At 37.6% G+C, this 17,976-nt stretch carries 14 protein-coding genes and 1 pseudogene; 10 read left to right on the top strand and 5 right to left on the bottom strand.

Going from position 1 to position 17,976, the window contains the following annotated elements; genetic code table 11:
• Nucleotides 1-592: 592 nt before the first annotated feature.
• Nucleotides 593-2,788, bottom strand: coding sequence for a hypothetical protein (locus SDEL_RS05670; RefSeq protein ID WP_012856894.1), 2,196 nt, complete (start codon nucleotides 2,786-2,788; stop codon nucleotides 593-595).
• 233 nt (nucleotides 2,789-3,021) lie between these two features.
• Here SDEL_RS05670 and SDEL_RS05665 point away from each other — a divergent pair, with 233 nt between their 5' ends.
• Nucleotides 3,022-4,038, top strand: a complete 1,017-nt coding sequence (locus SDEL_RS05665; RefSeq protein ID WP_012856893.1) for a tyrosine-type recombinase/integrase — start codon at nucleotides 3,022-3,024, stop codon at nucleotides 4,036-4,038.
• 58 nt (nucleotides 4,039-4,096) lie between these two features.
• Nucleotides 4,097-4,222 (top strand): annotated as a pseudogene (locus tag SDEL_RS11835) (flagellar type III secretion system pore protein FliP); the annotation flags it as partial.
• A gap of 22 nt (nucleotides 4,223-4,244) precedes the next feature.
• Here SDEL_RS11835 and SDEL_RS05660 read toward each other — a convergent pair.
• Both SDEL_RS05660 and SDEL_RS05655 read right to left on the bottom strand, forming a co-directional pair.
• Entirely contained in the window at nucleotides 4,245-4,760 is a 516-nt protein-coding gene (locus tag SDEL_RS05660; protein ID WP_012856892.1) for a hypothetical protein, read from the bottom strand.
• 42 nt (nucleotides 4,761-4,802) lie between these two features.
• Nucleotides 4,803-6,518: a YgiQ family radical SAM protein gene (locus tag SDEL_RS05655; RefSeq protein WP_012856891.1), complete on the bottom strand. Its 1,716-nt coding sequence runs from the start codon at nucleotides 6,516-6,518 to the stop codon at nucleotides 4,803-4,805.
• A gap of 113 nt (nucleotides 6,519-6,631) precedes the next feature.
• Between SDEL_RS05655 and SDEL_RS05650 the strand changes: the two genes are divergently transcribed.
• Nucleotides 6,632-7,900, top strand: a complete 1,269-nt coding sequence (locus SDEL_RS05650; RefSeq protein WP_012856890.1) for a glucose-6-phosphate isomerase — start codon at nucleotides 6,632-6,634, stop codon at nucleotides 7,898-7,900.
• Between the two features lie 43 nt (nucleotides 7,901-7,943).
• Here SDEL_RS05650 and SDEL_RS05645 read toward each other — a convergent pair whose 3' ends face one another.
• Nucleotides 7,944-8,333, bottom strand: coding sequence for a TerB family tellurite resistance protein (locus SDEL_RS05645; protein WP_223295861.1), 390 nt, complete (start codon nucleotides 8,331-8,333; stop codon nucleotides 7,944-7,946).
• A 334-nt stretch (nucleotides 8,334-8,667) separates the two neighbouring features.
• Here SDEL_RS05645 and SDEL_RS05640 point away from each other — a divergent pair, with 334 nt between their 5' ends.
• The 7 genes from SDEL_RS05640 to nikR all read left to right on the top strand — a co-directional run bounded on the left by SDEL_RS05640 (nucleotide 8,668) and on the right by nikR (nucleotide 17,224).
• Nucleotides 8,668-9,825 (top strand): hydrogenase small subunit, encoded by a 1,158-nt coding sequence (locus SDEL_RS05640; protein ID WP_012856888.1) that lies wholly within the window; start codon nucleotides 8,668-8,670, stop codon nucleotides 9,823-9,825.
• A gap of 15 nt (nucleotides 9,826-9,840) precedes the next feature.
• A complete protein-coding gene (locus SDEL_RS05635) occupies nucleotides 9,841-11,595 on the top strand; it encodes a nickel-dependent hydrogenase large subunit (protein WP_012856887.1) in 1,755 nt (584 codons plus the stop codon).
• Between the two features lie 20 nt (nucleotides 11,596-11,615).
• Complete coding sequence (gene cybH, locus SDEL_RS05630; RefSeq protein ID WP_012856886.1) at nucleotides 11,616-12,293, top strand: Ni/Fe-hydrogenase, b-type cytochrome subunit; 678 nt, start codon at nucleotides 11,616-11,618, stop codon at nucleotides 12,291-12,293.
• A 12-nt stretch (nucleotides 12,294-12,305) separates the two neighbouring features.
• Nucleotides 12,306-12,845 carry a HyaD/HybD family hydrogenase maturation endopeptidase gene (locus SDEL_RS05625; protein WP_012856885.1) on the top strand — a complete coding sequence of 180 codons (540 nt, stop codon included), beginning with the start codon at nucleotides 12,306-12,308 and terminating at the stop codon, nucleotides 12,843-12,845.
• On the top strand, nucleotides 12,842-14,506 hold the full coding sequence (locus SDEL_RS05620; protein ID WP_012856884.1) for a hypothetical protein: 1,665 nt from the start codon (nucleotides 12,842-12,844) through the stop codon (nucleotides 14,504-14,506). The genes SDEL_RS05625 and SDEL_RS05620 overlap by 4 nt, the downstream gene beginning before the upstream one ends.
• Entirely contained in the window at nucleotides 14,496-16,730 is a 2,235-nt protein-coding gene (gene hypF / locus SDEL_RS05615; protein ID WP_012856883.1) for a carbamoyltransferase HypF, read from the top strand. The genes SDEL_RS05620 and hypF overlap by 11 nt, the downstream gene beginning before the upstream one ends.
• Nucleotides 16,731-16,810: 80 nt before the next feature.
• Nucleotides 16,811-17,224 carry a nickel-responsive transcriptional regulator NikR gene (gene nikR / locus SDEL_RS05610; protein WP_012856882.1) on the top strand — a complete coding sequence of 138 codons (414 nt, stop codon included), beginning with the start codon at nucleotides 16,811-16,813 and terminating at the stop codon, nucleotides 17,222-17,224.
• Between the two features lie 4 nt (nucleotides 17,225-17,228).
• On the opposite strand, the gene SDEL_RS05605 is transcribed toward nikR, so the two are convergent.
• Nucleotides 17,229-17,915: a hypothetical protein gene (locus tag SDEL_RS05605; protein ID WP_012856881.1), complete on the bottom strand. Its 687-nt coding sequence runs from the start codon at nucleotides 17,913-17,915 to the stop codon at nucleotides 17,229-17,231.
• Nucleotides 17,916-17,976 lie beyond the last annotated feature (61 nt).

Raw genomic sequence — 17,976 nt, 5'->3', positions numbered from 1 at the left:
TTCGTGCGATAATTTACAATGCAATTGGGTGTAGGTTGGTGTATGCTTTTTAAAAGATTGGAGTGTATGTTATTGTCGATAGCTGTATTATCTACCGTAGATTATGAAGTCTTGCGCAACAACCACCACCCCTTCTTTTGTTGGAAGTGGTCATCCCAAGCCTGAAGCGTTCATTGAGGAGTGAGAGAGCAGCGCAAGCGAAGGAGCTTGCGACTGAGTGCGCAGCGCATCGAATGAACGAGAATGAAAAGCTGAGGGTGAGGGATGATGAGCTCTGAAAGAGCGAAAACTTCATTGGCGTAGAGCCATCGTATTTTAGTTTAAAAAAAATAACAAAGAGATACGGAGACTTTCCTCCCCTTGTCAGAGCTTTTGCGCTTATGCTTTCATCCCTCTTCAAAAAGCTTTCGCTCAGTAAACTTCGCAAAGCTTTTTTTGAGGTATGACGCAACACGCAACACTCTTCCAAGCGGTACGTCTCCTAAGTGAGGAGTGGGGTAGGTGTGTTTGGTAGATTATTAGAGATTAAATCTTAATTATAGCTTTATTGTTCCATTTCCTCATAAATAATACATATTTTCAAATGGAACAATCATTGTAGAACAAAGTATTTTTCCTTACCGTTTCTATATTGTAGGCTATAACCATTTACCTGAAGTTGTTGCAAAAAGTACTCATCGGTCGCAATTCGACTCATCGTAGATTTTGGAATTGAGGTTTGCTCTATAACATCACTCAGTAAGCAAGTTGTCTGCGTAGCTTCTTTAATTTTTAATAGATCAATAACTTTATCAGCATTGAGCATCGGTTTTGTCTTTTTGTATGAGAGTGAGACGCCTATTGGATTCCATTGTTGTATTTTAGCCATTGGAAACTGCTTCTCAAAGATTTCCAATACTCTGTTGCTCATTGGATCATCATGATAAAAAAGATAAACTTCCGTAGGGTTACAATCAGAATCATCAGTCGCAATTGTTCTAGCTTTTGAGCGCATAATGGCTTGGACTAGATCGTCAGCAAGTTGTGTTATAACAAAAGTATCAATGATATCATCATTGAGATAAAGTGAAACGAGATCAATTTCTCTAGCCGCATTATAAATATCTGAAATATTCTTCAAAGGGTTTAAATAGTTCCAACCTATAACCATGACTTTATTGCAATCACTCCAGTCATTTTTGCCAACATGATCTCCCCAGTGAGTCATTTCAATTCTTGGATCATCTAGTGTAGTTTTAAGAGTGTTTTTGAAAGTCTTATGACAGATGATTAAAAGTTTATCATCCACATCGGTTAATACAGACATAGCATAAGATGCATACACTTTAGCATTGTTGGCTGTATAATCATCGCCTTTTTTATACAAAGCATATCTTGTTTGTTTGAACCCTTTGGCTTTATGAATGGTGAGATTTTCATATTTTCTGATTTGTTTTGCATTATACATGCCAACATATCCAAAAGCTCTATTGGCAATCTTGTAAAATTCATTAACGGTTGCTGTGGCATCTAGCACTACATTTTTTCCAAGCTTGTGAGATATATCTCCTACTCGAAAAATTGCCTTTTCATAATTGCTTTTATAGAGTAAAAACCACTCATTTAAAACCTCTTCTAAAATGCTAATTGGCTCTAAGGAGTTTTTGAGTGTTTGTTCTTTATAGACTGGATTATCTAAACCTCCCAAATCCTTTATTTCACTAAATAACTGATTGATTCTTGCTTCAAGCAGCTGTTTCATCAATGTGATTGTGCTTATAATATCAAGGTTTTTTTCCTGCATTAAATCATTAATATATTTATTTGGAATCATAACTATCGGACAAGATGCTTTAAAAAATCTGGAATCATTAATATCAATAGTTTCAAGTTCTTCGTCGGAAATATCATCTCCAATGAAACGTAAGGCTTGTTTATCTGTAATAATGTCATTTTCACGTTTTTCAAGGTAGTTTTGTAGTGTACTTAAAAAATTGATGGTAGCTTGTGTTGGATCAATTTTTATAGAATCTTTAACTTTTGAGAATATGGATTCTAGATTATTTTTTAAATTATCTAAATCACTGTATGTGACTTTATACTGTTCATACATTGATAGCTTTTCATCTATGACAACTAAGTCTCTTTGCTTGCCTTTGTAAAGTTTATAAGTATCGACATCAACTTTTTGATTCAATTTTTTAAACATACTATGGGTAATAACAATTGCTCTGTAATCTTTTAAGGCATAACCTTCAACCCTTAAAATATGCTGTTTGTTTTTTTCATTAAGTGCATAAGTGGTTCTTGCATACGTGGCATCATCACTTAGTTGATTGATGGTCTCACAATAAGTAATAGCTGCATCAACAGTGGATACAACAATAAGTGATGAGTGATCTTTGAGCATGGAAACATAAACTTGAAGCGATAGAGATTTCCCTGTACCTGTTTGGGCAGGATAAACCATTGAGCTAATCATTGAATACTTATTTTGACTAGAAATACAATTATTAAAAACAATACATAATTCTTTGATAACTTCAGGTAAATCTTTTGACAGAACAACACCTTTGGATTTTAGAAAACTGGTGGCTTTTATCAAAAAATGAGTTGGACAGATTGGGTAGATGCAATTTGGAATGATATCTAGGTTAATAATTGTTTGATTATTGGGTTGATAAAGTTCAGCTTGTTCTTCTATTAGCAAAAGATCCTCTTCTGATAAATCTTCAGTATATGTAATCATTTTATCTGCAATCTCTTGAGGAACCTCTACACCTTTTAAATTGTCATATTTATTTACCAAAGCATTACCTTAATATAAACTTTATAGTTCTATTTTCTCATAAAATATATATAAATATTCTTATGGAACTATATCTAATAAATCTTTGCCAAGGAGCACAAAATAGTAAGTAGTTTTAGTAAATTTTCAATATAATTTGCTGTCGCTTGATTGATTGCGAATGCTTTTCTTGTGCAAATAAGAAAGGAGTTCGGCAATTGGCATCTATTTTCGTGCACAGAGGTAATCTGTATATGAATGTTAGATTGGATGGGATTCAGGTTAAAAAAACAACGGGGTTGGCTGACACAAAAGCAAACCGTTTGTTGGTTCAAAAAGAAATACTGCCAAAGTTTTTACAAAGCCTCGAAAAGCCTGACGAGAATGTAACGCTTCAGTATTACATCGATAGGTTCATCAAAGAAAAGAAGCATTTTCTCAAGGAAAGAACATTTTATCGATACAAAAGTATTATAGACCAGTACATCACTCCTAAGTATGCTCATAAAAAGGTTGTAGATATTAAAACAAGCCTTTTAAAAGAGTATCTGAACTACCAGTTTGGATTAGGAAAAAGTGCTAAGAGTATTGAGCTTTATAGAACTGTTTTTAGTGGGTTGCTTCAAGAGGCGTTGTTTGACAATGTGATTAGTTCTAATCCGTTTGTCAATATCAAACGTAAGCCCATACAAAAGCCAGTCATAACACCATTTTCCAAAAGTGAAGTGAGACTTTTGCTTGAAGAATCTGAGGGTTGGTTACAGAACTATATCGCAGTAGCTACTTACACTGGTTTGCGCAGTGGTGAAATTATTGGTTTAAAATGGAATGATATTAGTCATAATGTCATCAGTGTTAGAAGGACAAGGGACTTTAACAGAGACACGAAGCCTAAAACACTGAACTCAATGAGGGATGTACCTTTATTTGAGGGATTGAAACCATTTTTAGACAACCAAAGAAAGATTACGGGTCAGTGTGAATATGTTTTTGTTCGTAGGGATAAAAAGCCATGGAGTGACACACAAAATATATCATGTGCTTATTGGTATCCCTTGTTGGATAGGTTAGGGCTCAAACGAAGAAGGCTGTATGAGATGAGACATACATTTGCAACCAATATGCTAAATTCTGGAAAATACAAAGTGACAGATATAGCACAAATGTTAGGTCATTCAACTACGGAATATCTTTTTAATGTCTATTCTCGGTATATTGAAGCTGAGAGAAAAAATGTAGATTCGACAGTCGATATTTACAAAATAAGCTAAAAATAATCTACCGTAAAGGTCAAGAATGGTTCAAAAACCTCATAATATAGGGCTTTCTTTGATGGCAATGGGTATGATGATGCTTCCCCCTGCGATGATTTCTTTGCCTTTTAAGTTACTGATTTTCGTGCTAGTCGATGGATGGAATTTATTGGTACAACGCTTGGTGGAGAGTTTTCATTAGAGCATAAAACCCTCCAGAGCTTTTACATGTAAAGCTCAAATCCCTTTTGTTGTTTTAAAATCGTATCAAAAAGTTTTTGTGCTTCTTGAAGCATTTTCTCATTTTGATTTTGCGCTTGTTCTAAGATTTTATCTAGGCTTTTGAGTAAAGAATCATTGGCATAATTTTGGGTGTCAAGATTTTCGCTCTTTGGAAGTAGGGCGTTGATGTCGTAGGCGGTGTTGGTCAGTTTTGCAGTATTTGCTTCTGTTTGTTCAACACTTTTGAGGTATTCATCCATCATGGGCCCAATCACTTTCATCGCCTCATCTATCTCTTTTTGATCATTGGCATCAATGCCATTTCCCTCATACGAAAAGCTGTATCCATACGCATTTGAGAGGGAGAGTGTTGTCGCTCTTGTATTGCCATTGGTCGTTTGTGAAAATTCAGAAGAGCGCTCGTTATACATACTTAAATCAATCGTATCACCACTACTCGTTTGCAGTGAAAAGCCAAAGCTATTGTAATTATAGGTGCTTGCACTAATGTTTTGCATAGGAACTCCTCTTGGATGTTAGAAAGTATATCGGCAAAAAGATTAGCTACTAAAGCCACTTTTGAACGAAGACTCCTTAGCAATGACAATGGCTTTTTGTTTCTCTTTTTTGAGGGTATCTTTTTCCACAAAAAGAGGTTGTCGTGTTTTATAATGAAGCCCTGTGTAGTACATCAGCGTCGAGTAGGTCGAAGGCGTTGGGGTAAAGACCTGCGCTTGTTCGGGATTGATTTTTAAAACCTGAGAGGCAAACTGTTTGAGTGAGTGCATATGGCGCTCATCGCATCCGGGGTGTGCGGCAATAAGATAGTAGGTAAGAAACTGTTTTTTGCCTGATTCTTTAGAGAGTTTATCAAAGAGGGCTTTAAATTCAACCAGCGCCTCTTTACCTGGTTTTCCCATTAGGCTCAAGATTTCATCGTCAATATGCTCAGGCGCAATTTTCATTTGACCGCTGGTGTGATGCTGGATAATCTCTTTTAAGTATTCATAGCCATAGGCTTTATCCTCACTGATTAAATCGTATCGAATCCCTGAAGCCACAAAGGCTTTTTTTACATGCGGAAGGGCTCTGATGTGTCGCAATAAATCGAGCTGTTTTTTATGGGTGGGTTTAAGTGCCTTGCACATTTTAGGAAACATACACCGCTTACTTTCACAGCTCCCTTTGGTTATTTTTTTTTCACACTCATAACCGTACATATTCGCCGTAGGACCTCCTAAGTCGGAGATAATGCCTTTAAAATCTTTGTAGGTCGCAAAGTGTTTGGCTTCATTCACAATGGACGTGGTGGAGCGAGAACGGATGGTTCTACCTTGATGCACACTAATCGCACAGAAATTACACTCACCATAACAGCCTTGATGGGTTGAGATAGAAAATTTAATCGTCTCTAAGGCTTTAATGGCTCCCATTTTTTTATAATAAGGATGGGCATCACGCATAAAAGGTAAGCTACTTACTTCATCCATCTCTTCCGTACTCAAATAGAGTGCAGGTGGGTTTTGAATAAGGTAACGAGTATCGACTTTTTGACATAAGCCCTTAGCGCTTAGCGGGTCATTATTGTGGTAAAAAAGATCAAACATATCCATGAATTTCAGTTTATCACTGACACATTCATCATGGCTTGGAAGAACAAGATACGCCTCGTTTGGCTCTTTGGAGATGTAAGAAAGCCCTCTTACATGTAAAGGTTTTTCACCGTTTTTAAGCGCATCGGCAAACTCTAAAATACTTTTATCGGACATGCCATAAAGCAGGTAATCCGCTTTGGCATCAAATAAAATGGGTTTTCGAAGTTTATTGCTCCAAAAGTCGTAGTGGGTGACACGCCTAAGACTCGCTTCAATGCCTCCTAACATGATGGGAACAGTCTCTTTGAAACATTGTCGAATCAGATTGGTGTAGACTAAACTGGCACGATCAGGACGTTTGTTGTTGATGCCTCCTGGTGTGTAGTCATCTAAATTTCGAAATTTTTTTGTTGCGGTGTAGTTAGAGACCATCGAATCCACACTGCCACCACTCACACCCCAAAAAAGTTTAGGTTCACCCAAACGTGAAATATCCTCTTTACATGTAACATCAGGTTGAGCGATAATGCCTACCTTGTATCCCGCTTTTTCTAAGATACGCCCCACAACAGAAACCCCCATATAAGGGCTATCGATATACGCATCTGAGGTAATAAGAATGACATCAAGTTGCTTCCAGCCTCTTTGGTGCATTTCTTCTTGGGTTGTGGGTAAAAACATGGCTTTCCTATGGTCATAAATATGAAGATAAATATAGCACAGCACCCCTATATTTTGGCTTTTTTAAGATTGTTAGTAGTAATATCACAGCAATTATCACATGGAGGATACGTTTGAAAAATTCACTCTATTTTAACATTAAAGTAGAAGAGGGCATCTTCGATAAAATCGTTGCGGAACAAAAAAGCATTGGTTATTATACGTTGCCTGAGCAAGACATTAGTTATTTGTTAAATTACTTAGAAGAGTTTAAATCTAAAAATGATTACGATGCGATTAAAGATATTGCGATTATCGGTATTGGGGGAAGTTCTTTAGGTCCTAAAGCTATTTTTAGAGCTTTACAAGGGATTCGTGATTTTGACAAACGCTTACATCTTTTTGAAAGTACTGACCCAGCTTCCATTCGCTCCACACTCAATAAACTCGACATTAAAAATACCCACTTTTTTGTTATCAGTAAGTCAGGTACGACGATTGAAACGATTTCAGTTTACAAATACGTCATTTCCCTTCTTAAAACCAAAGATATCCCTTTAGATTATCGCTTTACCTTTGTAACGGATGATGGTTCAAAACTTGAAGCACATGCTAAAACGTTTAACTCTTTTGTGTTGCATATTCCTGTCAATGTGGGTGGACGTTTCTCCGTTTTAAGTGCGGCAGGTCTTGCGCCACTGTTTTTAGCGGGTGTGGATATTCAACGTCTTCTTGATGGGGCATTAGCGATTAAACAAAGCTTTTTTGAAGATGGTTACATTAAAGAGACCTTGCTGAAAAAAGCGACCTATTATGCGAAGAACTCCATGAATTACAACATTAATACGCTCTTTGCGTACTCTGAGAGTTTAGACAGTTTTACGGACTGGTATGTTCAGCTTTGGGGTGAGAGTTTGGGTAAAAAACAGCGTCACAGCAGTTTTAACGTGGGTCTAACACCTGTGGGACTGATTGGTCCAAAAGATCAACACTCTTTCTTACAGCTCATTGTTGAGGGACTTCGTGATAAGAGTGTTACCGTTTTGAAAATTGAAAATTTTGATGATAAGATTAAAATTCCCGCTATTACACTCAAAGAGCTTGAAGGGCTTGATTTGATGAATGGCATTGCATTTTGTGATTTGATTAATATGCAAGCAGATTCCACCATTGAAGCATTGTTGGATAAAAAAGATATTCCTATTGACACGATTACCCTTCAACATATTGATGAAGAAAATATTGGAAAGCTTATTTACTATTATGAGTTACTGACCTCTCTTGTTGGTCAAATGATGAATGTCAATACCTACGACCAACCTGGTGTTGAGAGTGGAAAGAAAATCCTTGAGGGTAAATTGCTTGAGGAGAGAAAAAACTTTCCTCCTAAAAAAGGAAAATAGCCTTTAAAGAATTTTTCTTAAGAGGCTAAAGTAATCTAGCCTCTTAATCTTCTATAAAAACGAGTGCTTGTTCATAAATCGCTGAACCTGCTTTCCCCCACATGGAGAAGAGATGCATTTGTCTCTCATCTAAATGAAATTTTTGTGCGATATTGTACATAACTTTATGTTCATAAATACCGTATTTATCATCAATATGAATTAAAACCATTAACGAAAGCATCGCTATTTTTTGGCTTTTGGCTGATTTGAAAACAGCTAAGATACTCTCTAAATCAAAAAGTTCTATATTGATTTCTACATTTTCTATACCCATTTCTGTACAATATTCATTAACCACTTCTCTCTCTTTTGGACCATACTCTCCATCTAACTTTGCAATATATTGTGCTAACTGCAAAAAAGCAAACTTCTCTTCGGTCGCAAGTTTCATTAACAACACACCAGACTCCTTTTTTTATTCTTTTAAGAATGAAAGTATAGTGTAAGATGGTAAATAACTTGGTATACATTTGTTGACTTTTATCGAAATTTAGGAGCAAAAACAGTATTAAATTTTATTTTTTTTTAATACTATACACTTTTTATCCTCTTTTTTTGTTACGTTTTTACTCTATTTTGGGGAGATGCTTACTCAGAATGGACTTTTCTAGGAGCTTATAAAAAGAAATTAGATTTTATACTAAATGAATAATCATGTAAGTAAAATATTTTTGCCTATATGAGCGTTTAAATTGATCTTGGAAATTTTACACAGGAGAAACTATATGGAACACGCAAAACTTTACGAGAGACTTGCGCAAAGATTGAGCAGTCTTGAGAAGTTCCCTCGTATCAAAGAGGGCAAATCCATTGCGGCATTGATGGAGGAAAATGGAATTAGCCGTAGAGATTTTATGAAGTGGGCAGCGGGCGTTACTGCCATGTTATCTCTACCTTCATCTTTTACTCCGCTAATGGCGCAGGCTGCAGAGTTAACAGATCGTTTACCTGTTGTGTGGTTGCACATGGCAGAGTGTACAGGATGTAGTGAGAGTTTGTTACGATCAGATGCTCCAACGATTGATAGTTTGATTTTTGATCACATCTCTTTAGAGTACCATGAAACAGTGATGGTTGCTTGTGGATGGCAAGCTGAGCACAATTTAGAGAGTGCACTTGAAAAATACAAAGGTAAATTTATCTTAATGGTAGAAGGTGGTATTCCAGCGGGCAATAGCGAATACTTCTTGACCGTTGGACCACATGGACATACCGGTCAAAGTACGGCTAAGAAAGCGGCGGATGCTGCTGCGGCTATTTTTGCGATTGGTTCTTGTTCAAGTTTTGGTGGTATCCAAGCGGCGCATCCAAACCCAACCAACGCACAGCCATTGAGTAAAATTACGAATAAGCCAGTCATTAATGTTCCAGGATGTCCTCCAAGCGAGAAAAACATTGTGGGTAACGTATTGCATTATATTTTATTTGGCACACTTCCAGCATTGGATGCATATAATCGTCCAAAATGGGCTTATGGTCTTAGAATTCATGATCTTTGTGAGAGACGTGGTCACTTTGATGCGGGTGAATTTGTTGAGACTTTTGGTGATGAGGGCGCAAAAAAAGGTTTTTGTCTTTACAAAGTAGGTTGTAAAGGTCCTTATACCTTTAATAACTGTTCACGTGAGAGATTTAACCAACATACTTCATGGCCAGTTCAAGCAGGACATGGTTGTATTGGTTGTTCAGAACCTGGCTTCTGGGACAATATGGGACCATTTGAAGAACCATTAGGTGATAGACTCTATCATACTGTTTATGGTGATGGTGCTGATAAAACTGCTGATAAAGTAGGTGTTGCACTTTTAACAGCAACAGCAGTAGGTATTGCGGCTCACGCAGCGATTGCAGCCGTTAAGGGCAGTGGAAAAAGCGAAGAATAAGAGAAGGATAAATAAATGAGCAAAAGAATCGTAGTTGACCCAATTACCAGAATTGAAGGACACTTAAGAGTTGAAGTCATTGTTGATGATAACAATGTAGTCACAGAAGCATATGCTTCTTCTACCCTTTGGAGAGGTATTGAAACAATCCTTAAGGGCAGAGATCCAAGAGATGCAGGTTTTATGGTTCAAAGAATTTGTGGTGTTTGTACTTATTCTCACTATAAAGCAGGTATTGCAGCAGTTGAAAATGCATTAGGTATTGAGCCTCCATTGAATGCAAAATTAACACGTACATTGATGAACTGTGCGCTTTTCTTGCATGACCACGTGGTTCACTTTTATCATCTTCATGGACTTGACTGGGTTGATGTTGTGTCTGCCCTTAAAGCTGATCCACATAAAGCAGCGGCTGAAGCATTTAAATATACTGATGCACCTATTGCGTGTGGTGCAGATGATTTGGTTGTTGTTCAAAAAAGAGTAGCAGAGTTTGTTAAAAAAGGAAACCTTGGACCATTTGCTAATGCATACTGGGGACACGCAACTTATAAATTGACACCTGAGCAAAATTTAATTGCGGTATCTCACTACTTAAAAGCACTTGAGATGCAACGTGTTGCTGCTCAAATGATGGCTATTTTTGGTGCAAAACAACCGCATCCTCAAAGCTTAACCGTGGGTGGTGTGACATGTATTATGGATCTTCAAACACCTTCACGTTTGGGTGAATATATGACAAAATTCAAAGAGATGGCAGAGTTTGTGAACCGTGCATACTATGCGGACGTTGTTATGGCTGGACTTGCGTATGCGAATGAACCAAGCGTCACAGGCGGTCTTGGCGTTCCAAATCTTTGGACACATCAAGAGTTCCAAGTCAATGCAAGTGAATATTTGTTTAACAGTGGTTTGATGATGGGTGAGGATGTTGTCAATCTCATTAGTGGAAAACCATTTAAAGTTCAACAAATTGATGAGAGTAAAATTACCGAAGAAGCAACCCATGCATGGTACAAAGACAATGCTGCATATCATCCTTATGAGGGTCGTCAAGAACCAAATTACACAGGTCTTAAAGATGCTCAAACCATTAATGATAAAGGCGTGTTAGCACCTACTAAAGTCGTGGATGAAAAAGGTAAATATACATGGGTTAAAGCACCACGTTATGATGGCAAACCACTTCAAGTAGGACCATTGGCAAATATCGTTGTGAACTATGCCCTTGGCAACAAACGTGTCAAAACAGTTGTGGATAAATTCCTAAAAGATACAGGTCTTCCTATTTCAGCTGTCGCTTCAACACTTGGACGTACTGCATGTCGTATGTTGGAGACTAAAGTGGTTGCTGATTATGGTTTAGAAGCATTTACATCATTGATTAATAACTTGAAAGTAGATGATTCAACATGTGCGACATACAAAATTGATAAAAACAAAGAGTATAAAGGTCGCTACATTGGTCACGTACCACGTGGTACCCTCAGTCACTGGGTTAAAATCAAAAATGGCGTCATTGAAAATTACCAAGCAGTTGTTCCAACCACATGGAATGCAAGTCCAAAGGATGCAAAAGGGATAAGAGGTTCTTATGAAGAATCATTGATCGGTCTTAAAATTGCAGATCTTTCTCAGCCACTCGAAATTGTAAGACTTGTTCACTCTTATGACCCATGTCTTGCATGTGCTGTACATGTCATGGATGCAAAAGGTAATGAGATGAGCAGTTATAAGGTGAATGTTAGCGGCTCATCTTGTTCTTGCTAAATGCCAAAGAGGAGTCTAAAATGAAACGAAATATGGAATTTGAATTCTCGGCGGGGCTTCGTTGGACGCACTGGCTAAGAGCTATAGCAATGGTTGTTTTAACGGTAACGGGATTTTATATCACGTACGGTTTTATTACACCAGAAGCGTCGGACGAGCCGATTTTATTTCTAAATGCAAAGTTTAGAATGTGGCATGAAATTTTTGGATTTTTATTGATTGCGATTACAATCTATAAAACATACCTTTTCTTTTTTGATAAAACCAGTGCAAAAGAGAGGGTTTCATTGCGAGATTGTTTAAGTCCAACGATTTGGATTAAGCAGATTAAATATTACCTTTTTATGGGAGAACATCCACATTTAAGAGGGGTATATAATCCTTTACAATTTGCGGCATACGTAGGGTTGTATATGATGATTTTTGTCTTGTGTGTAACAGGACTTATTTTATATGTACATTGTTATCAAGGTGGGGGTATTGGTCTTTTCTTGTATGACTACATGCGTCCGCTTGAAGCAATGATGGGTGGTTTAGCAATGGTAAGAGAGATTCACCATATTTTTATGTGGGGAATTTTAATCTTTTTACCAATCCATATGTACTTAGCGATGTTTAACTCTATTATGGGTAAAGAGGGTGCAATGGATGCTATTATCAGTGGTTATAAGTTTCTTAAAAACGACCATAAGCATTAAGCGAGCCTTGAATTGAAAGTATTGGTTTTAGGCATTGGCAATGTGATGTTCTCCGACGAAGGTGTCGGAGTTCATCTTTGCCGCCTTGTTGAACAAAAGTATGCGTTTTCTTCAGATGAACACACCCTCACTTTTATTGATGGTGGTACCCTTGCTGAGAGATTAATTCCCATTATTGCCGAGTACGATTATCTTATTGTACTTGATTGTGTGGATGCCCGTGATGGAGAAATAGGTGATGTCTATTTTTTCGATTTTGAAAATGTCCCTAATTCTATTACATGGCAGGGTAGTGTGCATGAAGTTGAAATGCTTCAAACACTCTCAATGATGGACCTTGTAGGCGATAGACCTCCGACAAAAGTTGTAGGTATTATTCCTGAAGTTGTCGATATCACAACACTTCAAATGACTCCTGCTGTTTTAAAAGGGAGTGAAATTATGGAAAAAACTCTTCTAAAACATTTAAGTGAGTTAGGATTTTCGTATCGACAAGTTAAAGAGATTGATATTCAAAGTGTTGCAGATACGTCCTGTTTGGAGGAGCGATGATTTTAGCATTTGATTTTTATTATGTTTCCAAAAATGGTGTTTTAGAGCATTTGCTTCAAGAGATTGCAACAGATTTTGGTATTACCCATAAAGTGCTTCGTAAAGATTCGATTGTAACGCTTTTTGTTGAAGCTGATGAAAACAAACTGGGTGCCTTTGCGGATGTTCTCTCCGTATCGCTTCCTCTTTCTATTTTCTTTAAATCCTCTAGTGTGGAAGTTGTGGATTCAATGCCTAGTGAAGAGCAAACGCTTCCTGCTCTCATGATTCCTCTTGTGTTTACGCCAAAGCAATTATCATGGGTTGAACGTGCGGATTCACCACGCTATTTATCGCCATCTATCTTTCCATCCGCTGTGACGATGACACTTTTAGAAGATGAAAAACCATCCTTATCTGTCAATGAGCCTAAAGGCTACAAAAGCGTTTATCTGCGTATTGCAGAGTTTATTGCCCAAGGAGAGTCTCTTTGTGTGCAGTGTGAAGAGGGTAGTTATGTCATTGGTAAGCTAGAGCAAAGTCAGATGTGTGATGCTTTTGAAGTCATTGCGACTGATTTGAGTGTGGTTGAGCGCATGGTGGTATGTAAAGAGAATGAGATTAAAGCTTTAGCATCCCTAGAGAGACCTGCGATTCGCTTTAAGATTAATGCACTTTTTGCGGAAAAAGGTATCATCTCTGTAGAACGTGTTTTCTTACGCCTTGCTGATTCACTGTTTTTATACCATCTCTGTAAAGAGCTTTTTGCGCAAGGGATTTTCTTTTTGTTCAAAACAGATAGCTTTACATGTAAAACGACGTACAGCCTTGTGTGTGAACCGATGCTTGAAAGGAGTGTAGAACCTGTTTCTGTCTCTGTGCTTGAAAACGGTGAGATTTTAGTGCTTCAAGGAATGGGTTATGCGTCACGTGCGTTAAAAGAGAGTTTGAAGAAGTTTGATGAACCTTCCCATGCAGCATTTGCTTCGATTATGCAAGAGCATGCGCTTTTTGATACGGAATCTAGCTGTTTTTATCTCAGTAAAACACATGATGATACCATTATGAACTATTCAAAAGAACATGGTATGCTCAATCTTGTTACGGTTTCATTACCTGCTTCTTTTTCAGAACTTTTTACCGCGATTGAAAACAGTAGTGCAAGTGCTAAGCGTCTTGTAGAAAATTATCGTGAAAAGTTTCCTGAGTTATATGAAAAATCAATGCAAACAACGATTCCATTAGATGCACCTAAGAACATCTATACTCTTTGGCAAGTCGTTAGTATCGTACTAGGCATGAGCGACACATTTGAGAAAGGTGCGGAAAAGCTTATCGAAAATGCGGAAGATTACGGTGGAGAAAAAGGACCTCGTATGGATTATTATCTTGAACGAGAAGATGCTCTAAGTGCTGATTTTGATTATGCGAGATTGGTACGAAGTGGCATGAGCTATAAACTAGCAGGTACAGATGACAATACTCTTAGCTTTGGATACATGGAGAGTTTATCGTATTTTATCTCCGATACCGCAGATGCGCATCGAGAAAATCTTTCAACAAAGAAAATCGCACTAGCAGGTGTATTATTTGGGTATAAACGTTTGAGTGAAATGGTCTGTAAAAACTTAAAACCTAACCACACCATCTGTTTTAATAAAGAGCTTCCTATTGATCAGTGATATACGGTTTCGATATGGTATTGAGGGAATAGTTCAAGGGGTTGGTTTTCGCCCCTTTGTCTATACCCTAGCACTTCGTTATGGGCTTTTTGGTTTTGTGCTGAACAATGAAAAAGGTGTGGTTATTGAGGTTGAGGGCTCTTTCATGAGCCTTGAATCTTTTGAATCCGCTTTGTTCCATGAACTTCCGTCGTTAGCTCGTATTGATTTTTTTACCAAAGAAGAGATACCTCCTCAGTATGAAAAGAGCTTTGAGATTGCTCATAGCACAAAGGGAAGCCATAAATCCTCTTTAATCTTGCCTGACATGTCGTTGTGCGATGCGTGTTTGAAAGAGTTACACGACCCCAATAATCGACGCTATCACTATTTTTTTACAAACTGTACCAACTGTGGCCCTCGTTACTCCATCGTGAAAACAGTTCCTTATGACAGACCCAACACCTCTATGCATCCTTTTTGCATGTGTGAAGCGTGTCAGAAGGAGTACACTAATCCGCTTGATAGACGCTATCATGCCCAACCCATTAGTTGTATAGAGTGTGGACCAACACTCTTTTTACGTTCTATTGAGGGGAAAATTGTTGCGACCAATGAAGCAGCTTTACACCATCTAGCCGCATTAATTCGCGCTGGAAATATCGTTGCAATGAAGGGTATGGGTGGGTTTCATTTGGTGTGTGACGCAAGCAATGAAAAAGTTGTCCATCGTTTAAGAGAGCGTAAAAAAAGAGCGTCAAAACCGTTTGCGGTGATGTTTAAAACCATAGAGGCTATTGAAGCGGTGTGTGAAGTTGGCATCAAAGAAAAAGAAGCCATAACCTCTTTACTTCGACCGATTGTTTTAGTTAAACATCAAACGAAGAATACCCTCATCGCACCGAGTGTCGCTCCAAGGTTGGATCGACTGGGCGTTTTCTTACCCTATACTCCTTTACATGTTATGTTATTTGAGTACCTTAAAAATCCTATGGTTGCTACCAGCGCAAACCTCTCTGGTGAACCTATTCTATACGATGCCAAACAGGTCGTTGAAAAGTTAAGCCATGTGATTGACTATTATCTTGACTACAACCGTGAAATTGTCAATTCAAGTGATGATAGCGTGGTACAGTTTGTAGGAGATGCAAGGATACTCATGCGCTCCTCACGTGGAATTGCGCCACAAAGTTTTCGCTTTGTGGGTGAGGATGAACGAAAGATTCTCTGCGTGGGAGCACATCAAAAAAATGCGATTGCTATTTATTGGAATCATCAAATGGTGATTAGCCCTTATATTGGAGATTTGGATACGCTTGCGTCGTGTGAATTGTTTGAAGCGATGCTCGAACGGTTTAAACGTTTTTATAATTTTGAGCCAGAATTGATTGTTGCAGATAAGCATCCTCGTTATTTTTCAACCCAATGGGCACAAAAACAAGGAATTCCTTATGTTTTAGTTCAGCACCATTATGCACACATCCTCTCTGCGATGTGTGAACATAAACTGAATGAGACTGTTTTAGGCATTGCGTGGGATGGAACAGGCTATGGAGAGGATGGGACAATTTGGGGTGGTGAGTTTTTGGTGTGCGATAGAGAAAAGTATGAGCGTGTGGCGTATTTTGAACCCTTTGCACTTTTAGGTGGGGATGCGAGCATTAAAGATATTAAGCGCATTCTAGCTTCTCTTCTTTGGGATGCTCTAGGAGAAGATGCGAATGCTGTATTGTTGGAGTATTTTGATGCTTTGGCACTGAAGCGTTTACACCAAGTCTATCATAAAAAAATCAATTCTCCTTTATGCTCTTCTGTGGGACGGCTTTTTGATGCTGTGGCTGTTCTGTGCGGTTTGGAGGGTGAAGTGAGTTACGATGGAGAGAGTGGATTACTGATTGAAGGATTGTTTAATCCCTCTATTCGTGAACACTATACGGTGACATTTAGAGAAAAAGAGATTGGCTATAAAGTGATGTTTATAGAGATGATTCAGGATAAGGAACCTTCTTTAATTGCTTCAAAATTTCTCAATACATTGGTTTATATTTTTAATGAAGTAACGCAAAAATATCCTTATAAAAAAGTAGTTGCAGGAGGCGTGTTTCAAAATCGCACACTTTTAGAACAACTCCTTGAGAAAAGGGAAGAAAAGCTCTATTTTCCACATAATATTGCCATTAATGATGGAGGAATTTGTGTGGGTCAACTCTATAAAGTGTTACAAAATAGTACATATTTGTTATAATCAAAACATTAATCTTTTTTTCTTTTAGCTTTTAAAGCATAGAGAGATTAGAATAAAAAAAATAAAAAAAAGGATAAGACATGGATAAAATTATTCGTTTTAGTGTCTCTTTGCCTGAAAAATTACTAGAAGAGTTAGATAAAAAAGTGGATGCCCAAGGGTATGCGTCACGCAGTGAATTTACACGGGATTTAATTCGTGAAAAAATTGTCAAAGATGAATGGCAAGACGATACCAGTGATGTTATAGGTGTTGTAACGATGATTTATACGCATCATCAAAATGAGTTGGTTCAGAAAATTTTGGAAATTCAACACGATGCAAAAGTGCATATTATGTGTAATACCCATGTGCATGTGAATCATGAAAATTGCTTAGAGACGATTATGGTTACGGGTAAAGTCTCTGAAGTGAAAGATTTTTCTCAAAAAATTGCAGGACTGAAGGGTGTGAAATTTTGTAAATTGGTTGAAGCGTCTATTCCTGCTTCTTAGGTCTTTACATGTAAAAAGCTTTTTGCCACAACGCTTCTAGGATGGAGCGTTGTTCTGCTTCGTTTTTATGATTAAATTTAAATTCGGCTTCTTTTAAATAAGCGATAAAATTCTCCTCTTTGACGCCTTTAAAATGTTCCATCCATGTTTCTAAATAACGCCAAAAATTGCTCAGAGGATTTTCAAAACTCTCATAATGCGCAACTCTATGTTGCATTAAAAAACGAGCATACATCTCTTTTTCAATCGCTTCCTCTTCCAAATGTTTAAGATGTGCAAATTGGTTGGGCAAGAGAAGGGTGTAAATATGCGTCTCATAGACCATGCCTAAAATGCCTATTGCATCGAAAAGATAGTGTGGATTTTTACGTTTACATGTAGGAAGAAAATAGTACTCATCATACTGTGAAAAGGTGTGTGTTTGTTGGTGGTAGATATTTTCTGAATATTCCATAAGGAGTAGGCGTATTTTTTGGTACATTTTTTTAACCGTTGCATAGTTTAACCCTAAAGAAGAAGCGCATAAAGAGGCACTTTGATTGGCAATAAATGCTTGAATCATGGCTTGTTCATGCTGGTATTTTTGCAGACTAAATTTTTTCTTACATGTAAAACACTTAAACTGTGTAGGCGAAACCTGATAAAGTCTTTTCTCTTTGCAAAAAATGCACGATACTGTCTCTTTTTTCATTGTTCTATTTTTCCCAAAAATAACTAAGAAACTTCTTTTTTTAGCTAGTATTTAACCGTCT

The organism is Sulfurospirillum deleyianum DSM 6946 (assembly GCF_000024885.1).
Classification (GTDB): domain Bacteria; phylum Campylobacterota; class Campylobacteria; order Campylobacterales; family Sulfurospirillaceae; genus Sulfurospirillum; species Sulfurospirillum deleyianum.
The sequence above is the reverse complement of the archived record's forward strand: the minus strand, read 5'-3'. Positions and strand labels throughout refer to the sequence as shown.